This is a genomic window from Winogradskyella sp. PC D3.3 (assembly GCF_054366245.1).
Window position 1 is genome coordinate 603,992 of the sequence record NZ_CM135962.1, and the last position, 19,491, is coordinate 623,482.

At 34.0% G+C, this 19,491-nt stretch carries 17 protein-coding genes and 1 tRNA gene; 12 read left to right on the forward strand and 6 right to left on the reverse strand.

All coding sequences use genetic code 11. From position 1 onward, the window contains the following. Positions 1–371: 371 nt before the first annotated feature. The 3 genes from ACXGSQ_RS02625 to ACXGSQ_RS02635 form a co-directional block, all read right to left on the reverse strand. Positions 372–445: transfer RNA gene (locus ACXGSQ_RS02625), tRNA-Asn, on the reverse strand. A gap of 84 nt (positions 446–529) precedes the next feature. Further along, complete coding sequence (gene rseP, locus ACXGSQ_RS02630; protein ID WP_458628095.1) at positions 530–1,873, reverse strand: RIP metalloprotease RseP; 1,344 nt, start codon at positions 1,871–1,873, stop codon at positions 530–532. Between the two features lie 95 nt (positions 1,874–1,968). Continuing rightward, on the reverse strand, positions 1,969–3,909 hold the full coding sequence (locus ACXGSQ_RS02635; RefSeq protein ID WP_458628096.1) for a M1 family aminopeptidase: 1,941 nt from the start codon (positions 3,907–3,909) through the stop codon (positions 1,969–1,971). 84 nt (positions 3,910–3,993) lie between these two features. Here ACXGSQ_RS02635 and ACXGSQ_RS02640 point away from each other — a divergent pair, with 84 nt between their 5' ends. The 3 genes from ACXGSQ_RS02640 (at position 3,994) to feoB (ending at position 7,091) form a co-directional block, all read left to right on the forward strand. Continuing rightward, positions 3,994–4,674, forward strand: coding sequence for an SCO family protein (locus ACXGSQ_RS02640; protein WP_458628097.1), 681 nt, complete (start codon positions 3,994–3,996; stop codon positions 4,672–4,674). A gap of 97 nt (positions 4,675–4,771) precedes the next feature. Continuing rightward, complete coding sequence (locus ACXGSQ_RS02645; protein ID WP_458628098.1) at positions 4,772–4,999, forward strand: FeoA family protein; 228 nt, start codon at positions 4,772–4,774, stop codon at positions 4,997–4,999. Next, positions 4,992–7,091 (forward strand): ferrous iron transport protein B, encoded by a 2,100-nt coding sequence (gene feoB / locus ACXGSQ_RS02650; RefSeq protein ID WP_458628099.1) that lies wholly within the window; start codon positions 4,992–4,994, stop codon positions 7,089–7,091. Before ACXGSQ_RS02645 ends, feoB begins: the two co-directional genes overlap by 8 nt. Positions 7,092–7,563: 472 nt before the next feature. Here feoB and ACXGSQ_RS02655 read toward each other — a convergent pair whose 3' ends face one another. Then, entirely contained in the window at positions 7,564–8,373 is an 810-nt protein-coding gene (locus ACXGSQ_RS02655) for a DUF6503 family protein (protein ID WP_458628100.1), read from the reverse strand. 120 nt (positions 8,374–8,493) lie between these two features. Then, complete coding sequence (locus ACXGSQ_RS02660; protein ID WP_458628101.1) at positions 8,494–9,150, reverse strand: metal-dependent transcriptional regulator; 657 nt, start codon at positions 9,148–9,150, stop codon at positions 8,494–8,496. 99 nt (positions 9,151–9,249) lie between these two features. On the opposite strand from ACXGSQ_RS02660, the gene ACXGSQ_RS02665 reads away from it, so the two are divergent. The 6 genes from ACXGSQ_RS02665 (at position 9,250) to ACXGSQ_RS02690 (ending at position 16,293) form a co-directional block, all read left to right on the forward strand. After that, positions 9,250–11,502, forward strand: a complete 2,253-nt coding sequence (locus tag ACXGSQ_RS02665) for a TonB-dependent receptor (protein WP_458628102.1) — start codon at positions 9,250–9,252, stop codon at positions 11,500–11,502. Positions 11,503–11,542: 40 nt separating this feature from the next. Then, on the forward strand, positions 11,543–12,454 hold the full coding sequence (locus tag ACXGSQ_RS02670; protein ID WP_458628103.1) for a metal ABC transporter solute-binding protein, Zn/Mn family: 912 nt from the start codon (positions 11,543–11,545) through the stop codon (positions 12,452–12,454). Between the two features lie 316 nt (positions 12,455–12,770). Next, positions 12,771–13,544, forward strand: a complete 774-nt coding sequence (locus ACXGSQ_RS02675) for a metal ABC transporter ATP-binding protein (protein ID WP_458629309.1) — start codon at positions 12,771–12,773, stop codon at positions 13,542–13,544. Between the two features lie 70 nt (positions 13,545–13,614). After that, complete coding sequence (locus ACXGSQ_RS02680; protein WP_458628104.1) at positions 13,615–14,007, forward strand: VOC family protein; 393 nt, start codon at positions 13,615–13,617, stop codon at positions 14,005–14,007. A gap of 5 nt (positions 14,008–14,012) precedes the next feature. Further along, positions 14,013–15,140, forward strand: a complete 1,128-nt coding sequence (locus ACXGSQ_RS02685; RefSeq protein ID WP_458629310.1) for a metal ABC transporter permease — start codon at positions 14,013–14,015, stop codon at positions 15,138–15,140. Further along, on the forward strand, positions 15,133–16,293 hold the full coding sequence (locus ACXGSQ_RS02690; protein WP_458628105.1) for a metal ABC transporter permease: 1,161 nt from the start codon (positions 15,133–15,135) through the stop codon (positions 16,291–16,293). Before ACXGSQ_RS02685 ends, ACXGSQ_RS02690 begins: the two co-directional genes overlap by 8 nt. Before the next feature lie 266 nt (positions 16,294–16,559). Here ACXGSQ_RS02690 and ACXGSQ_RS02695 read toward each other — a convergent pair whose 3' ends face one another. Beyond that, a complete protein-coding gene (locus ACXGSQ_RS02695) occupies positions 16,560–17,351 on the reverse strand; it encodes a TerB family tellurite resistance protein (RefSeq protein WP_458628106.1) in 792 nt (263 codons plus the stop codon). Positions 17,352–17,704: 353 nt separating this feature from the next. Between ACXGSQ_RS02695 and ACXGSQ_RS02700 the strand changes: the two genes are divergently transcribed. The 3 genes from ACXGSQ_RS02700 to ACXGSQ_RS02710 all read left to right on the forward strand — a co-directional run bounded on the left by ACXGSQ_RS02700 (position 17,705) and on the right by ACXGSQ_RS02710 (position 19,475). Beyond that, positions 17,705–18,109: a hypothetical protein gene (locus ACXGSQ_RS02700; RefSeq protein ID WP_458628107.1), complete on the forward strand. Its 405-nt coding sequence runs from the start codon at positions 17,705–17,707 to the stop codon at positions 18,107–18,109. 133 nt (positions 18,110–18,242) lie between these two features. Next, entirely contained in the window at positions 18,243–18,653 is a 411-nt protein-coding gene (locus ACXGSQ_RS02705; protein WP_458628108.1) for a BrxA/BrxB family bacilliredoxin, read from the forward strand. A gap of 84 nt (positions 18,654–18,737) precedes the next feature. Further along, positions 18,738–19,475: a lysophospholipid acyltransferase family protein gene (locus ACXGSQ_RS02710; protein WP_458628109.1), complete on the forward strand. Its 738-nt coding sequence runs from the start codon at positions 18,738–18,740 to the stop codon at positions 19,473–19,475. The last annotated feature ends 16 nt before the right edge of the window (positions 19,476–19,491 follow it).

Here is a 19,491-nt window from a genome sequence, read left to right on the forward strand (position 1 = left end):
AAATAACGAACGCATTTTCTCTCATTTTTAGTCATATTAATCATGGAGTACTCCTTTTACTACTATGAGTAGAAAATTAGAAAATACCCTCAGTGATTCACATCAAGAGATTGACAAATAATTATTAAGTAAATGTTAATTGTATTATATGAAGACTAGTTATACCTTAATGACATGCATAAAAAGGCAGAACAAAAGAAATACTTAAAACGGAAGAAAAAAGCGCTATAAAATAAAAGAGGACACCACATAGGGCGCATTAAATGAAAATGCTCTCAAAAAAAATGTTGTTACAGCTTTTATTGTAAGATCCTTTTCTATAGATCTTATAAAACACAAAAAAACCGACACTTTCGTATCGGTTTTGTTTGCTCCTCTTCTTAGGCTCGAACTAAGGACCCTCTGATTAACAGTCAGATGCTCTAACCAACTGAGCTAAAGAGGAAGGTTATTTTTCGCTTTTGCGAGTGCAAATATATATAGTATTTTCATTATTACAAAAAGAAATATTATTTTTTTTTAAAAAAATTTAATTTGTCAGGGCTTTAAAAATATCATTACCGTTGGCAAACAGTACTAAAGCGATTAAAATAAAAAATCCAATTACTTGAGCACGCTCTAAAAACTTTTCGCTTGGCTTACGTCCAGAAATCATTTCATATAGTAAAAACACAACGTGTCCTCCGTCTAAAGCTGGTATTGGTAATAAATTAAGGATTGCTAGCATAATAGATAAAAATGCCGTTAAACCCCAAAAATATGGCCAGCTCCATGAACTTGGAAACTGATCGTAAATAGCTTTAAATCCTCCTAAACCTTTATAAGCTCCGGTACTTGGATTAAAAATAGCCGCTAATTGATCTCCATAATTGCTTATAGTCTTTGTGAACTTATTCCAACCAGCACCAAAGCTTTGACCAAACGTATATTCTTTTCTAAAAATATCGTAATATCCTAATTCTTCAAATCTAGGCGGATTGTTATATGGTCTGATTCCAAATTTTCCTTCAGCATCCAAAACCAATTCTTTATTTACAATCGAATTATCTTCTCTTAACACCTCAACAGAAACCGTTGTGTTTTTTAATCCCTTAGTTACTTCATCTAATTGATCAAAATATTTTAGTTCCTTACCATTGATACTTTTTATAACATCTCCAACTTTTAAATCTTTCTTAGCATTTAAAGACGAATCTGCAACTTCACCAACCATAAAAGGAATACGGAATTCGAAATTAAGCTTACTCTTACTAGAAGAGTATTGCCCTAAGAAATCTTCAGGTAAATCTATTTTTAAATCCTTACCGTCTCTATTAACTGTAATAGACTCTGCACTAATAAGATTAAAACCAATATCTGAATCATTGACTACTGGAGTGTCATTAATCGCTAATACTTTATCACCGGTTTTGAAACCAATATCTACTAATGTAGGATTATCAATCCAATATCCATCTTTTAAACTCTCTACTTTAACATCAGAATCACCATAAGTAAACGACGTTGCTACATAAATAACATAAGCCAAAATAAAGTTTACCGTAACCCCTCCTAGCATAATAATTAAACGTTGCCAAGTTGGTTTAGAACGGAATTCCCAGGGTTGTGGTGGTAAAGCCATTTGCTCTTTATCCATACTTTCATCAATCATTCCTGCGATTTTCACATAACCGCCTAGTGGTAACCATCCTATTCCATAAACCGTGTCCCCTATTTTCTTTTTAAAGAGTGAGTATTTCACATCAAAAAAGAGATAAAACTTTTCAACTTTGGTTTTAAAAAGCTTTGCAGGTATAAAATGCCCTAACTCGTGCAAGACAATAAGCAAAGATAAACTAAGTAAAAATTGAGATATTTTTATAACAAATTCCATGTAATTATTTTCAAATTTCGATGTGCAAAAGTAATGTATTTATATCAAACGTATATTTAAAAAAAACATAGGAATACGTTAAAACAGCACCTTAGCTATATTTTCACAACTCTTTTAGTGATTGTCTTATCCTTTGTTTGAATTTGCACAAATAACAAACCTGATGCTAAAGCATCTAAATGAATTTGAGAACTCCAACGGTGCTGCAATACTAATTGCCCTAAACTATTATACACTTTAATTGATTCAACCTCTATATGCTCTGGCTTTATAAGGTTTATTACAGATGTTGTTGAACTGGGATATACTATTATATCATCTTCAAAATTAAAATCAGATGTACTTAAACTTACCGAATTGTTTTTTGAAATTAAATGGTAATCCGGATCAATTAACACCTCTTGAACTGTAAAATTGACGGTTTCAAAAAACTGTTCATTGTTAGTTGTATTGTTCAAAACAAGATCAAAAAATTCTCCCGACGTTCCTAAAATTCTAATTGGCACATCAGCTTCAAAAAAAGAAACGGACGCGTGGCTTTGGGTTTGCGATAGCATCAACTGCAACTGATTTTCATTCTGATTCCAATTCACGGTATAACTTGGATAGCCTTCATTATAAACCCAATCATTAAAAAATTCTTCTAAATTTTCACCCGTTGATAATTCAATAGCATCAATAAAATCTTGAGTTTTCGCATAATCAAAAGCTAAATCTGGTGTATCTAAATAATCCTGTAGCCCTTGATAAAAATCAGTATCACCCAATTTTCTTCTTAACATGTGTAAAACCATAGCCCCTTTATTATAACTAAGACGACTACTAAAAATCCTATTAACGCTTGTGGTATCTTGATCTGTAAGATGTACAGACCCACCCGGTTGTGATGTAATGTTGTTAATAGCTTGTTGCCTCCATGATTTAAAACTAGACTCACCATCTAAATCTTCAATCACCAATCCAGATAAATACGTTGCAAAGCCTTCGTTTAACCAAATATCTTTCCAACTTCCGCATGTTATTTTATTACCAAACCATTGATGGGCCAATTCGTGCGCAATAAGTCCTCTATTAAAAGAACCTATAAAAGAAACCGTAGTGTGTTCCATGCCACCTCCCCAACCAAATTGGGCGTGACCATATTTTTCATCTGAAAAAGGATATTCTTGAAACAAATTTGTAAAAAGATTCATAATATCTACAGTCACTTCGGTACTTACTTGCGCACTTGCCAAATTTTCTGGATACACATAATTTACAATATCAAATGAATTTCCATTATTTGCAACTTCATGAGAATACACCGCATAATTAGTAACTGCAACAGCAATTAAATAAGCAGGAATAGGATGACCATGTTTAAAATGGGTGACTTTCTGAGAGCCTACAATGGTTTGGCTTTGTTCTAAACCATTAGATACTGCAACATAGGTTTTATTTAGCGGACTTAATTCTGGGGTTGTAATAAACACATCAATTGAATCAATTTTATCTATTAAATCTTGTTTACACGGCCACCAACCTTTAGCACCATAAGGCTCAGACAGGGTCCAGATAATAGGATCATTATCGCTACCATGAGTTGTTTGTTCAAAAGAACCAAAACCAGAACTCACAGGGTTACCTGCATAACTTACCGTTAACGAATCTAAAACTCCTTGCGCTTGTGTTATGGGTAAAGTAATAACCAATTCGTCATCGGAATTTTGGATATAACTTAAACTATTACCACGTTGTAACACTTGAGACACAATCATATTATTTGCCAAATCAAAAGTAACCTCTGTCATCGCTTCTTTAGCTTCAAAATACGTAGTGATGTCACCAGAAATTTCAGCTATAGATGGATCGACATTCAATTCTAACCGATGGTATTTCACATCGTAATTTCCTGTATTAGCATTTTGAGCATTCATTACTTGGCGTAATGCTGTGTTAGCCTCCGAATTGCGAATTGCATTTAATGTTTCATTATAATCTTGGGCATTTAATTGCAACGTTAATAGAAGTATTAAACACATTAGAAATCGTTTCATAGAACTGGTTTTAATGTTAAAAATAAAGCTTTTATTGAGATTGAGTCGTATTTTTGCCTCTCAACTATCTTTAATACATACCTAATGTCATTTCTTTCTTTTTTCAAAGGCTATAAAAACTTCGGGATTTTTTTTTCAATACTTTGTATCATCATCATTACCATAATATACAACGTCTTAAATGTAAAGCAACCACTTCCTATTTATCAGCCTGGCATGGTCAGTGAAGAATTGGTAGACAGCACCATTCAACATCAATTAAAATATCATAAAATTGCCGATTTTAGCCTGACTAATCAAAATGGAGAAACGATAACTCAAGAGACTTATAAGGATAAAATTTATGTCGCCGATTTTTTCTTTACAACGTGTCAAACGATTTGCCCAATAATGACTGATCATATGTATTTAATTCAAAAGGAAATTATTAACGACGATGATGTAATGCTGCTATCACATTCTGTAACACCAAAAATTGATAGTGTCGCACAACTAAAAAAATACGCTATGGAAAAAGGGGTTATAGATCGCAAGTGGAATTTAGTTACAGGCGATAAAAAACAAATCTACGAACTTGCTAGAAAAAGCTACTTAGCCGTAAAAACCGATGGAAATGGAGATGCCTACGATATGATTCATACCGAAAACTTTATGTTGATTGATAAAAAACGTCAAATTAGGGGGTTTTACGATGGTACAAAACCTGAAGATATTGCGCGTCTCCTGGAAGATATTGAAACTTTAAAATACTTTGAAGGCTCTTAAAAAAACGTTAAGCATTTAAATATTCATCGCCTCGCTTTTTACACTAATAAATTTCTCTTACTTTTGCTTCTTTAAAACAATTCTAAATAAGCGAAAGTTGACATTAGCAGAATTAAAACGCGGACAACAAGGCATTATTACTGATGTCTCTTCCATTCATATCCCATTAAAACTACTTGAAATGGGCTGTTTACCTGGCAATATGGTAGAACTTGTACAAGTCGCTCCTTTCGCAGACCCAATGTATCTTAACATTAACGGTACGCATTTAGCTATACGCAAAGAAACTGCTATTCACATTTTAATCGAGACGGAACATGAGTAAGCAAATAAACGTCGCGTTAATAGGAAATCCAAATACTGGAAAAACATCTGTTTTCAATGCACTAACTGGATTAAATCAAAAAGTTGGAAATTATCCTGGTATTACGGTTGAAAAAAAAGAAGGGATCTGTAAACTACCACGAGGTGTTAAAGCGCATATCATTGATTTACCTGGAACGTATAGCTTAAACGCATCGTCCTTAGATGAAAATGTTGTTATTGAATTACTACTAAATAAAACCGATAAAGATTACCCTGATGTTGCTGTTGTTGTTAGTGATGTAGAGAATTTAAAACGTAATCTTTTACTGTTCACTCAAATTAAAGATTTAAAAATTCCAACAATTCTGGTCATTAATATGGCCGATAGAATGGAGTACAAAGGTATTTCATTAAATCTAGACCATTTAGAAGAAAAACTTAAAACTAAAATTGCATTAGTAAGCACAAGAAAAAACAAAGGCATAGACAAGCTAAAAGACTTAATAGCAACTCACAAAGAACTCTCTACCGAACCTTGTCTAGATGCCTCTATCATAGATAAAGCCTATTTTGATAATTTAAGAAAAGCATTCCCTAATCAATTATTATACAAACTTTGGCTAGTCATTACACAAGATGTTAACTTCGGAAAAACAGACCGAGCTACCTTTGATAAAGTTGAAGATTTTAAAACGAAGTCTAAGGCCGATTTAAAACGTTTGCAACAAAAGGAAACCATAAAACGTTATCAATTTATAAACGAAACACTAAAGGTAGGACAGACTATAGACCTAAAATCTGCTAAGGATTTACGCATTAAGCTAGATAGAATTCTAACCCATAAAGTTTGGGGCTACTTAATTTTCGGAATCATTTTACTCACCATTTTTCAAGCGATTTACGATTGGTCGAGTATTCCAATGGACTTTATAGATAGTTCTTTTGCCTCCTTAAGTGAGTGGACAAAAAACACCTTACCAGAAGGAGCATTTACGAATCTTTTAGCAGAAGGTATTATTTCAGGACTTGGAGGCATTATTATATTCATTCCGCAGATTGCCTTCTTATTTCTGTTTATTTCCATTCTAGAAGAGAGCGGCTATATGAGTCGTGTGGTCTTTTTAATGGATCGCATTATGCGACGTTTTGGACTTAGCGGAAAAAGTGTTGTGCCTTTAATTTCGGGAACAGCCTGTGCTATTCCTGCTATTATGGCAACTCGAAACATTGAAAGCTGGAAAGAGCGCTTAATCACCATTTTAGTCACTCCTTTCACTACGTGTTCGGCAAGGTTGCCTGTTTATCTTATTATTATTGCTTTAGTTATACCCGAAGGACGAATATTAGGATTAAGCTATCAAGCCTTAACTTTAATGCTCTTATACCTTATTGGATTTGGAGCTGCTGTTGGTTCTGCTTGGATTTTAAATAAAATTCTTAAGATAAAAAGTAAGAGTTTCTTCGTTGTTGAAATGCCAAATTATAAATTACCGTTATTTAAAAACGTTGCCTTAACAGTTTTAGAGAAAACAAAAGCTTTTGTGTTTGGAGCGGGTAAAATTATACTTGCCATTTCTATTGTGTTATGGTTTTTAGCATCTTATGGCCCTGGAGACGATTTTAATAACGCCGAAACCATTGTTACAGAACAATACGCTTCAGAAAACTTATCTGAAGAGGAATTAAATCAAAAAATAGAATCTCATAAATTAGAACATTCCTTTATAGGTATTGCAGGTCATGCCATAGAACCAGCAATAAGACCATTAGGTTACGATTGGAAAATTGGTGTTGCCATAGTGAGTTCTTTTGCGGCACGTGAAGTATTTGTTGGAACTCTAGCCACTATTTATAGTGTTGGTAGTGATGAGGAAGAAACTATTAAAAACAGAATGGCAGGAGAAATAAACCCTATCTTAGGTGGACCACTATTTAACTTTGCTTCTGGTATTTCATTACTGTTATTTTATGCCTTTGCTATGCAATGTATGAGTACACTTGCCATTGTGAAAAAGGAGACAAATTCTTGGAAATGGCCCATATATCAATTAGTAATTATGAGTGGTTTTGCTTATATTGTAGCTTTAATCGCCTATCAAGTCTTAAAATAAATGAATACAATAATTCAAAATATATTAGCTTTTTCTGCGGTAGGTTTAGCCATACTTTATCTCCTGCGAAAATATATTTGGTCACCTAAGAAAAAATCGGCCAAAGCTTGTGGCGGTGATGATGGCTGCGGATGTCACTAAATCCCATTGAAATCCAAGATTCACGAATTCCATATTATTAAAATAAAGTCAATGAGTAAAAAAGGGATCTCATTAATTATAACTTGTCAATTCTAATCCTCTTATAAGCTTACATTTTCGATTACAAATCTAAATAAATCAACATTTTTAAAAGACCTCATAAATGGCATTCTTATAGGCATTGGTCTTTTAATTTCGGCATTAGTAGTTGTAGCCATATTTAATCTAACTATTGTTCATGGAATTTTCTATATAGGCATAGAAATCATTCTCGTATTCGTCCTAAAAGCCTTTATACAGCGTAATAACAATAGTAATAAATAAGCTGCTCCTATTTTTCTATAAAACCTGAAGGAACAGAAAATGTATCAGCATCTGGTGTTACAAACTTTACATTGTTTAACGTTGCATTACCGATAACTTTTCCTAAGCCTCCCTCTTTAGACCATTCATAAAATTCCCAGTGATGTGCTATTGGTACACCATCTATCATTTTAGAATTAGAGTAACCTATGGCATGCGGATCTGATTCAGCTGCTTCTGTAGATTTATTAACGGTAACAATGTAAGCTGCATAAGCTATCATATGTGTTGTTGGATCGCTGTAAACCACATACCAATCATCTGGAGCATCTCCTGTATTGGCTTCAAACGTTAAACGTTGCGAATTGTATGTTTTATCATTAAGCTTTGCGCTTTCTACATCAGACCAAATAGTTCCTTGGTCACTCAACTTAGTAGGAAATAGTAAGAAATACATCCAAGTGTAAGCATCAAATCGCGCTGCTTTAGCATTTGTAAGATTTGGCGAATGAAATACCTTATCACCATCAAAATAAATAAAAGTCCCATCATTTAATGCAATCTTCCCTTTTGTAGAATTGGTTAAATACGTCATTTTGCCATTAAGACGTTCTTTACCACCAAAACTAATGACCATATCTAATTCAATAGCTTCTTTAGACAAAAATACATCCTTATTATATGCCTCTTCAATAGTTTCTATAGGTGTGAGCATTTTATTTTCTATGGTAGGCTCAGAGGTTTCTACTTCAACTGGTGCTTTCTTTTCGCTTTTACAACTTATCGAAACAATTAAAAGCAATACACAGACAATACTAAACTTAAACATATAAGACATATTTTGGGGTTTTATTAAACAAATCGACCAAATTAGAGTGTAAAATGAACACTAGCGATTAGAGCTAACAATTTTGTGATAAGTTTAGCTTTTTAAACAAAAAAACTAATTAGCGAAGAATTAAATCTTCTTTAAGTATAAATTTTTAGCCACACTTTGAGAGACTACAATTTCTGAATGCTCTAAAGCTATTTTTATAGAATTATCAAACGGCTCTTTATGCTTCACTGTAATTATTGTGCCAAGTGCAATATTATTGCTGTCTAGGTATTTCAAAAATTTAGAAGAGGTATCATCTACTCCAACACATTTGTATGTAGAACCTACTTCAGCTTTAGCCAAAACTATTTTTTCAATATGCTTAAAGTTTCCCTCCTTATCCGGAATTGGATCTCCATGAGGATCATACGTCGGAAATTCTAAAAATGCATCGAGTTCGTCAATCAACTTTTCAGACTTAATATGCTCTAAGTGTTCTGCCACTTCATGAACCTCATCCCAAGAAAAGTTTAATTTTTCTACTAAAAACACCTCCCAAAGGCGATGCTTTCTAATAATATTTACTGCGACACGTCTACCATCATCTGTTAAAGTAACACCTTGGTATTTTTTATAATCCGCATAATTCTTTTCAGATAGTTTTTTAATCATATCTGTAACAGAAGATGCTTTGGTCTGCATAGCAGAAGCGATAGCATTTGTATTTACCGTTTTTTCGCCATTACTACTTAAGTGGTAAATCGCTTTAATATAATTTTCTTCTGTTAGTGTAATCATAAGTTTATCGTGTTCTGCAAATATAGAAAAACTAAACTTCTTAAAATATTTTTAGACTAATCTAAAAGTATTTTTATATTTGTGTAAAATTAATTCAAGATGAGACTAATTAATATAATTATATTTATGATTTGTGCTAATACAACAGCACAATCAACTTTTAGTTTAGAAGGAAAAGTTCTATCCAACGGTAAGCCTCTTCCGTATGCAAATGTGTATATTGAAAACACAGATAAAGGTGCCACAACTAATGAGAATGGTGTCTTTAGCATCCCTAACTTAGCGTCTGGAAATTATTCAGTAGCTGCTTCTTTTACAGGGTATACTCTTCAAAAGAAAACGGTTATAATTAAAGCCAAGAATAGCTATATCACCTTTAACTTAAACGAAGATGATGCACTTGATGAAGTGATTATCACAGGAACCTTAAAAGCGGTTTCAAGATTAGAAAGCCCTGTCCCTGTAGAGGTTTATACACCTACGTTTTTAAAGAAAAATCCAACACCAAATATTTTTGAAGCGCTTCAGAATGTTAATGGAGTTCGTCCACAATTAAACTGCAACGTTTGCAATACTGGCGACATTCACATCAATGGTTTAGAAGGACCTTATACCCTTGTTTTAATCGATGGTATGCCTATTGTCAGTGGATTATCTACCGTCTATGGGTTATCTGGAATTCCTAATTCACTTATTGAACAAATAGAAGTAGTTAAAGGACCTGCATCTTCATTATATGGTAGTGAGGCTGTTGGTGGACTTATAAATGTGATTACCAAATTACCTGAAAATTCCCCTCGTTTCTTTGCAGATGCCTTTGTAACGGGTTGGGGCGAAACCAACTTAGACCTTGGTTTTAAAGCCCAAGTAGGTAAAAAAGCAACTGTTTTAGTAGGTACTAACTACTTTAAGTTTGATGAACTTGTAGATAATAACAATGATAATTTTACAGATTTAACTTTACAAGATCGCATTTCAATATTTCAAAAATGGGATTTTAAAAGGGCAAGTAACCGAAAATTATCTTTGGCTGGTCGTTACTTTTATGAAGATCGTTGGGGAGGCGAACTCCAATGGAACAAAACGTATAGAGGTGGAGATGCTATTTATGGCGAAAGCATTTATACGTCGCGCTTTGAAATCTTAGGAGACTACGAATTGCCGTTGAGTGAAAAAGTAAACTTTCAATTTTCATATTCCGATCACGATCAAAATTCAGTATATGGAAACACTCCTTATTTAGCACAACAACGCATTGGTTTTGGACAGTTAATTTGGGATAAAAAAATAGACAAACACGACTTATTATTCGGAACTGCATTACGTTATAATTATTATAATGACAATACAACCGCAACCATAAGTGCCGACGAAGTAACAATGCCTTCACTATTCATTCAAGATGAAATTGCTTTCAACAAAAAGCAAAGTTTATTACTTGGTATGCGTTATGATTACGATAGTAGACATGGCCATATTTTTACACCAAGAATAGCCTATAGATACAAACCCACTGATAATGACATTATACGCCTTAATGCAGGTACCGGCTTTAGAGTCGTCAATTTATTTACCGAAGAACACGCAGCACTTACCGGAGCAAGAGATGTTATCATAGAAGAGGCTTTACAACCTGAAGAATCCTATAATGTTACACTTAATTATTTGAAAAAATTATACCTAGACAATGGTATGTATTTTACTTTTGACACCTCAGCTTGGTACACGTATTTTACTAACGCTATACTACCAGATTACGACACCAATCCTAATAAAATCATATACAGTAACTTGGATGGTTACTCCACGTCTAAAGGTCTTAGTTTTAATGTCGATGCCGTTTTTGGCAGTGGTATAAAAGCGTCTATAGGAGCTACTTATCAAGATGTTTCTCAAACTGAAAATGGCCAACGCATTAAACAAATTTTAACCGAGCAATACGCTGGCGTATGGTCGCTGTCCTACAAGAATTATAAAACAAATTTGACATTAGACTATACAGGAAATCTTTACGGACCAATGCGATTGCCATTGTTAGGAGATTTAGATCCAAGACAAGAGTATTCACCAACATGGAGCATCCAAAACATACAAGCAACCTATGATGGTCTAAATAATCTTGAAATTTATGCTGGTGTAAAAAACCTATTAAACTGGACACCAAATGAAGGAAACCCTTTTATAATCGCTAGAGCAGATGACCCTTTTGATGAAAACGTTCAATTTAATGGAGATGGTGATGTCATTCCTACAACAGACAATCCATACGCACTCACATTTGACCCATCATATGTTTATGGCCCCAACCAAGGTATAAGATTATTTTTTGGAATGAGATATAACCTAAATTAATCATACAATTTTAGTACCTTCGTAATAAATATTTAGATATATGAAAAAAATAATTTTCTTCTTAGCTATCACGCTCATTTTTACGGCGTGTAAGGATGAATCTAAAGATAACGGCAAACTCAATATCGTAACCACTACGACCATGATAACCGATTTGGTGCAAAATATTGGTGGTGACATGGTGAATGTACAAGGTTTAATGGGTTCCGGAGTAGATCCACACCTTTATAAAGCCAGTGAAGGAGACGTTTCTAAATTAGTCAATGCAGATATTATTTTTTACAGCGGATTACATTTAGAAGGTAAACTCGTAGAAGTCCTTGAAAAAATGAAAAGCACCAACAAAACCACGATAGCACTTTCAGATGCCTTAGACAAAAAAACATTAATAGGTTCAGAGTATTTTGCTTCAAATTACGATCCACACGTTTGGTTCGATATTAATTATTTTCAGCAATTTGCAATAAAAGTAGCCAGTGTTTTATCAGAAAAAGACCCTAAAAATGCTTTAAAATACGAAACTAACAAGAAGGCTTATATCATTAAATTAGAAGCACTTCAAGACAAGGTAAAACAAACAATAACCACACTTCCCAAAGAAAAACGAATATTAGTAACTGCTCATGATGCGTTTAATTATTTTGGAAAGGCCTACGGATTTGAAGTGGTTGGTTTACAAGGCATATCTACAGCAACTGAAGCAGGTGTGCAAGATGTTCAAAAATTGGCTACATTTATTATCGAAAAAAATATTCAAGCTATATTTATAGAAAGTTCTGTACCCAAACGAACAATTGAAGCCTTACAAGCTGCAGTAAAATCAAAAGGACACGATGTAAAAATTGGAGGCACCTTGTATTCTGATGCACTCGGAAATGCAGGCACAGCAGAAGGCACTTATATTGGTATGTTTGAATATAATGTAAACACGATTGTAAATGCTTTAAAATAAAATTCAGTTGCAGTTTGTAGTGAAGGCTATTTTAAAGAAATTAAATAAAAAGAAATTGAAAACTAATATTGCAAAGAAGAATGTCCTAATCAATTTAGAGAATTGAACATCAAAATTCAAACATAATGAACGAAGGAACGTAGATGCGAGGCGCAGCCTCAAGCACGAAGTTCTGAAAGTGAGTGATGCTTTTTAGCAAATGCTCTACATTCACGAATTCCTTATTGAATCTATAAAAATCAATGAGTAATTTCCAATTTTGATTGTGATTTTTTGGTTCGTTTTGTATCAAAACAAAATGAACAGAACTAAAATTATGAAAGAACAAACTATTGATAATAAGACTCCCGTTTCCGCAGGAGTAATTGCTGTAAAAGTAGACGACCTTACCGTTGCCTACAACTACAAACCTGTACTTTGGGACATCGATTTAGAAATCCCAGAAGGAGTTTTAATGGCTATTGTTGGTCCAAATGGAGCCGGAAAATCGACACTTATAAAATCTATTTTAGGAATTTTAAAACCTATTGCTGGTAGTGTAACTATTTACGGCAAACCTTATGAAAAACAACGCCAACTCGTCGCATATGTTCCTCAAAAAGGCAGCGTCGATTGGGATTTCCCAACCACAGCACTAGATGTTGTGATGATGGGAACTTACGGCAGTTTAGGCTGGATAAAACGTCCTGGACAAAAAGAAAAGAAAGCATCACTCGAAGCCTTAGAAAAAGTAGGTATGCTAGCGTTCAAAGGCAGACAAATAAGTCAACTTTCTGGTGGACAACAACAACGGATTTTCTTAGCCAGAGCATTGGTACAAAACGCCTCTATTTATTTTATGGATGAACCTTTTCAAGGCGTTGATGCGACGACCGAAATTGCTATCATAAATATTTTAAAAGAATTACGAAAAGCAGGAAAAACAGTGATTGTAGTGCATCACGATTTACAAACTGTTCCAGAATATTTTGATTGGGTAACCTTTTTAAACGTGAAAAAAATTGCCACAGGCCCCGTAAAGGATATCTTTAATGATGATAATTTAACAAAGACTTATGGCATTAATTATAAAGTAAGTATACAGGAGTAAAAAATAGTTGTCAGTTTTGAGTCGCAGTAAGCAGTGCTTACGCTATTACAAACATGAAATCAATAAAAACATGAAATACGCATACACCATTTTATATGTCGAAGATGTTGAAAAGACCATGTCATTCTATGAAAATGCTTTTGGATTTCAAAAAAAATTCATCACACCAGAGCATGATTATGGAGAGTTACTTTCAGGTGAAACCACAATCGCTTTTGCATCTCATTCCTTAGGCAATTCAAACTTAAAAAAAGGCTTTAAACAACTTTCAATACATGAAAAACCCAACGGAATTGAAATGGCTTTTACAACTGAAAACATTGAAATAGACTTTAAAAACGCATTAGCAGCAGGTGCTACTGAATACGAAAGTATTACCCAAAAACCTTGGGGACAAAAAGTAGGATATTTAAGAGATATTAATGGGGTTCTAATAGAAATTTGCACCCCCATAAAACATTAAAGGCCATAAACTTAATCGAATACATAGAACTTGTCTTTACAGACTACACGCTAAGAACCATCACACTTGGAACAGCCATATTAGGAGCTGTTACTGGAATGCTTGGTAGTTTTGCTGTACTTAGAAAACAAAGTTTATTAGGAGATGCTATTTCTCATGCCGCTTTACCAGGTATTGCGATTGCTTTTTTAATTACTGGAGCTAAAGACAGTAATACGTTATTAATTGGAGCTTTAATTAGTGGCTTAATTGGCACGTTTTGGATTAGAGGTATTGTCACCAAAACCCACTTAAAATCAGATACCGCTTTAGGTTTAATTCTGTCTTTGTTTTTCGGATTTGGAATGTTATTACTCACCTTTATTCAAAAACAACCTAATGCTAACCAAGCCGGATTAGACAAGTACCTTTTCGGACAAGCAGCTACCTTAGTAGAAAGTGATGTCTGGTTAATGGCTATTGTTACAGGAATCTGTTTTATAGTCATGCTCACCTTCTGGAAAGAGTTTAAAATTTTACTCTTTGATGCCGATTACGCCAAAACACTTGGTTTTAACACCAAATTTATAGATATTCTTATCACAACATTTATTGTTTTAGCTATTGTGTTAGGACTTCAAACCGTTGGAGTGGTTTTAATGAGTGCTATGCTATTAGCTCCTGCTGCTGCTGCCAGACAATGGACAAACAGTTTATCAATTATGGTACTCTTAGCAGCGCTTTTTGGTGCCTTTTCTGGCGTCTTTGGAACAGCAATTAGTGCGAGTCAAGATAATTTATCTACTGGTCCTGTTATTGTTTTAGTCGCTGGAGTTTTTGTAATGTTTTCATTTATATTTTCTCCAAGTCGTGGCTTGCTATTTAAGCAAATCCGATTTATTAAAAATCGTCGCGATTTAGAACTACATAAAACACTCGCATTTATGCATCATATTGCAGAAACTCACGAAGATATTTCACATCCACATGCCATAAAACTTTTAAATAATTTTCAAGGTTATACACGCTCTACCCTTCAAAAATTAGTAGATAAAGATTATGTTCAACTTGATGGAAATATGTGGAGTTTAACCAAAACTGGTTTTGACGCAGCTGCTAATTTGTACACTAAACAATCCACCGAAGATGAGTAACGCGCAACTTGAAATACAACTTATAGCAAGTTTAGTGGCCGTTGCTTGTGCCATTCCTGGGACGTTTTTAGTCCTTAGAAAAATGGCTATGATTAGCGATGCTATTAGTCATTCTATCTTACCTGGTATTGTTGTTGGTTTTTTTGTAACACAAGATTTAAATTCACCTTTATTAATTCTACTAGCGGCTTTAACAGGTATTATTACGGTGGTTTTAGTAGAATATATCCAGAAAACAGGATTGGTAAAAGAAGACACAGCCATAGGACTAGTATTTCCTGCCATGTTTAGTATTGGAGTCATTCTAATTGCTAAAAACGCCAACGATGTCCATTTAGATGTCGATGCTGTTTTATTAGGCGAATTAGCCTTTGCTCCTTTTGATAGGTTACTCATTGCCGGAACTGATGTAGGTCCAAAATCACTTTGGGTCGTTGGCACTATTCTACTCATCACAATTACACTTTTAATTCTATTTTTTAAAGAATTAAAACTAAGCACCTTTGACAAAGGTTTGGCGGCATCCTTAGGGTTTTCACCAGCGATTATTCATTATGGATTAATGTCTGTAGCTTCAGTTACTACAGTTGGATCTTTTGATGCTGTTGGTGCCATTTTGGTAGTCGCTTTAATGATTGCTCCTGCTGCTGCTGCTTATTTACTGACTACAGATTTAAAGAAAATGCTCGCTTTAGCGATAAGTTTTGGGGTTTTCAGTGCTATTTTCGGGTACTGGGTGGCGCATTGGCTAGATGCTTCTATTGCAGGTTCTATAACAACCGTTCTTGGTTTAGTATTTTTACTAGTGTATTTATTTGCACCATCAAAAGGTATTATAGCCGTTATTTATCGCGAAAAGCAACAACGCACCGAAGTCTCTTTACTCACGTTCTTATTGCATTTAAAAAACCATGATGAAATTGAAGAGCGCCACGTTAATCACCTCAACGAGCATATTAATTGGCAAAAAGTACGTGCTAAAACCGTTCTCGATTTAGCCAAAAAAAATAATATGATTCATATTGAAGACAATATTGTGTCCTTAACTAAAAAAGGAGATGAATTCACATCTAAAGCCATTGATTACATTATTACTAATGAAGATGCGCAAATTGAAGATATGAAGGATGACTTCTTTTTGTTTAGAGGGTAATACAATGAAAGATTTCACCGTAATTAACGACAGAGATTAAATATTTTAAATCATTATGAAACTACTCAATTACGTTACAGGAAAAAATGGATTAATCCTTGTAGGATTTATTGTGCTATGTGTTTTCATTTACAACAAGTATAAAACGCAACGCTACTTTAAATACATTGAAAAAAGACAGAAAGAAAAAGAAAGGAAAAAATAAACTTTTGTAGTTTCAAATTTGTCATCTTCTAATTAAACACAAACAACCATCAACTACAAGTTTACTTAAACCCTCGTTCCTTCTGAATATGTTCATAAGCTTCTTGCACTTGTCTAAACTTAGCTTCAGCACCTTCGCGATGTTCTTTTCCTAAATGACCAACACGATCGGGATGGTATTTCTTAGCCATAGTCCGATAGGCTTTTTTAACCTCTGTATCAGAAACTGACTTATCAATTTCTAATATTTTATAAGCATTATCGCTACTGTTATAAAACATGGCTTTTATGCTTTCGTAATCCCTATTACTAATTCCTAAATACCCTGTTATGGTATAGATTTGGCGCAATTCATCCTCAGTCACTAAACCATCAGCTTTTGCAATTCCGAATAGGAAATGAAGTAATTGTAATCGCGATGCATGATCCATCATTTGTTTAATCTGCAAACACACTTGGCGCGTAGAAATGTTCTGCTTAGCAATACGTTTAAACAATTCAAAGGCTTTATTAGCCCTATCTTTACCATACATATTGGTAAATTGTTGACGTACAAAATCTAATTCCCGTTGATCTTGTTTGCCATCGGCTTTAATAACAATAGACGCTAAAATTAGCAGGCTGACTTCAAAATCTCCGGATTGTGTTTGTGATTGCGACGTTCGTTTACCATAATTTGGCATTGTTCGGTACGAATCACGTTCACGTTTTCCCGTTTGACGATCACCAATTAACGGAGTCCCATTATCTGTTAAATTATCAACAAAACTACCAAGTGCCAATCCTATTATAGCACCAATCGGACCTCCAAAAGACCAACCTAAAGCACCACCAATCCATTTTGCAAAACTCATAAATTTTATATTTATTTCTAAAATTCAAATATACTATTTGTTAGTGGTATCGAAATGCAATTTGTTACGTTTTGGACGCAACCATTTCAGCAAAATTGTATTTTACAACTATATCACCTACCTTAACACTATGAAAATCAATATATTTATTTTACTCATTTGCGCTTCCATGCTTATCGCTGGCCGTATTTAAGACTACTGATAATACCTCAATTGATGATTTAGAATACCTTATTGTTGATGACGATTATAATTTAAAACGATTAGAATACATAAATGCTGCGTTAACATTAGATGACGGAGTTCCTCTTGATAGACTTCTATTAACATTTAAAACCTATATACTATAAATTATGAAAACAACCTATTATATTTTGATACTAATGCTATTGACAATAAGTTGCAACAGTGATGATACACAACAAAACATAGAGCCAACACCAAATACCCCTTGGTCTTTAGTAAACGTTTCTGGCGGTTTAGCCGGAGTTGATGATGATTTTGAAATCGGCCTCATAACTTGGGATTTTAATCCTAATAATTCAGAATTAACTGTTACCAACAACAATACCGCAAATGTTGTTTATGACGGATTCCCTACTGGTACTTACGACTATGAAGTTGTTACACAAACCAATGGAGACATGTCGGTAATTATCAATTCCTTTAGCTATAATATTACAAGCTTATCAGCAACACAACTTATACTAGACGAAGGTGTTCTTGCTGATGGTTTTTTACTCACATTCAGCAGGTAATCCGTTTTGGTTAGAACTTGTTATATTGAAAAACAATATACCACCATTCAAAGTGCTTACTAAACACATTATACACGCGACTATTTTTCATTATCTTTGCAATTCAAATTAAGATTAATTAAAACATAAAAATATGTATCCAGCAGAATTAGTAAAACCAATGCGTGAGGATTTAACCAACGTCGGTTTTGAAGAATTACACACCTCAGAAGCTGTAGATAAGGCCATTGCAAAAGAAGGAACAACTTTAGTGGTTGTAAATTCTGTTTGTGGTTGTGCTGCTGCAAATGCAAGACCAGGTGCTCGCATGAGTTTAGCGAATGCAAAAAAACCAGACCATATCGTCACTGTTTTTGCAGGTGTTGATAAAGAGGCTGTTGATGCCGCCAGAGCACACATGGTGCCTTTTCCTCCAAGTTCGCCATGTATGGCTTTATTTAAAGACGGAGAGCTAGTACACATGTTAGAGCGTCACCATATTGAAGGTCGTCCTGCAGAATTAATTGCAGAAAATCTTAAAGATGCTTATAACGAGCATTGCTAAAAAAAGATAAAAAAACGAAGTATTTAAACCACGATTTTTATCGTGGTTTTTTTGTACATAAATTGCAATGATTACCTTTGTGACATGAGAAAACTACTAGCCTATCCGCTTTCTATTATATTTTATTTATGCTTTGGGTTAACCTTGGTTATATTTCATATAATCCAATGGATTAGCTTTAATGTGTTTGGTTATAAAGCACTTAAGATTAGTGTAGATTGGCTACAATTTTTTATTATGCGCTGCCTTAACCTTTTGGGTACTAGAATCTCATTTTACAATCCTTATAACATTAGTACAGACAGACCCTTAATTATTGTTTGCAACCATCAAAGTATGTACGACATTTCACCTATAATGTGGTATCTACGCAAGCACCATGTAAAGTTTGTTTCTAAAAAAGAACTAGGAAAAGGTATTCCAAGTGTGTCCTATAATTTACGTCACGGAGGCTCTGTTTTAATAGACCGAAAAGATGCGAGACAATCGCTATCTGCAATGATGGCCTTTGGAGACTATATTGAAAAAACAAAAAGAGCAGCCGTTATTTTCCCCGAAGGTACGCGAAGTAAGAATGGAGTTCCAAGACCATTTAAAACGAAAGGCTTAGAAATGCTTATTAAAAAAGTTCCTTCGGCACTCATTGTTCCTATTACAGTTAATAACTCATGGAAAATGTTACGCTATGGAAATTTCCCAATGGGAATTGGAAATCATATAAAATTTACTGTTCATAAGCCCTTAGAAATTGTTAACTTTACAACTAAGGCTGAATTAATTCAGCAAGTAGAACAAACCATTGTTGCTGCCATTGAGAATTAATTACCAAAAAACACTA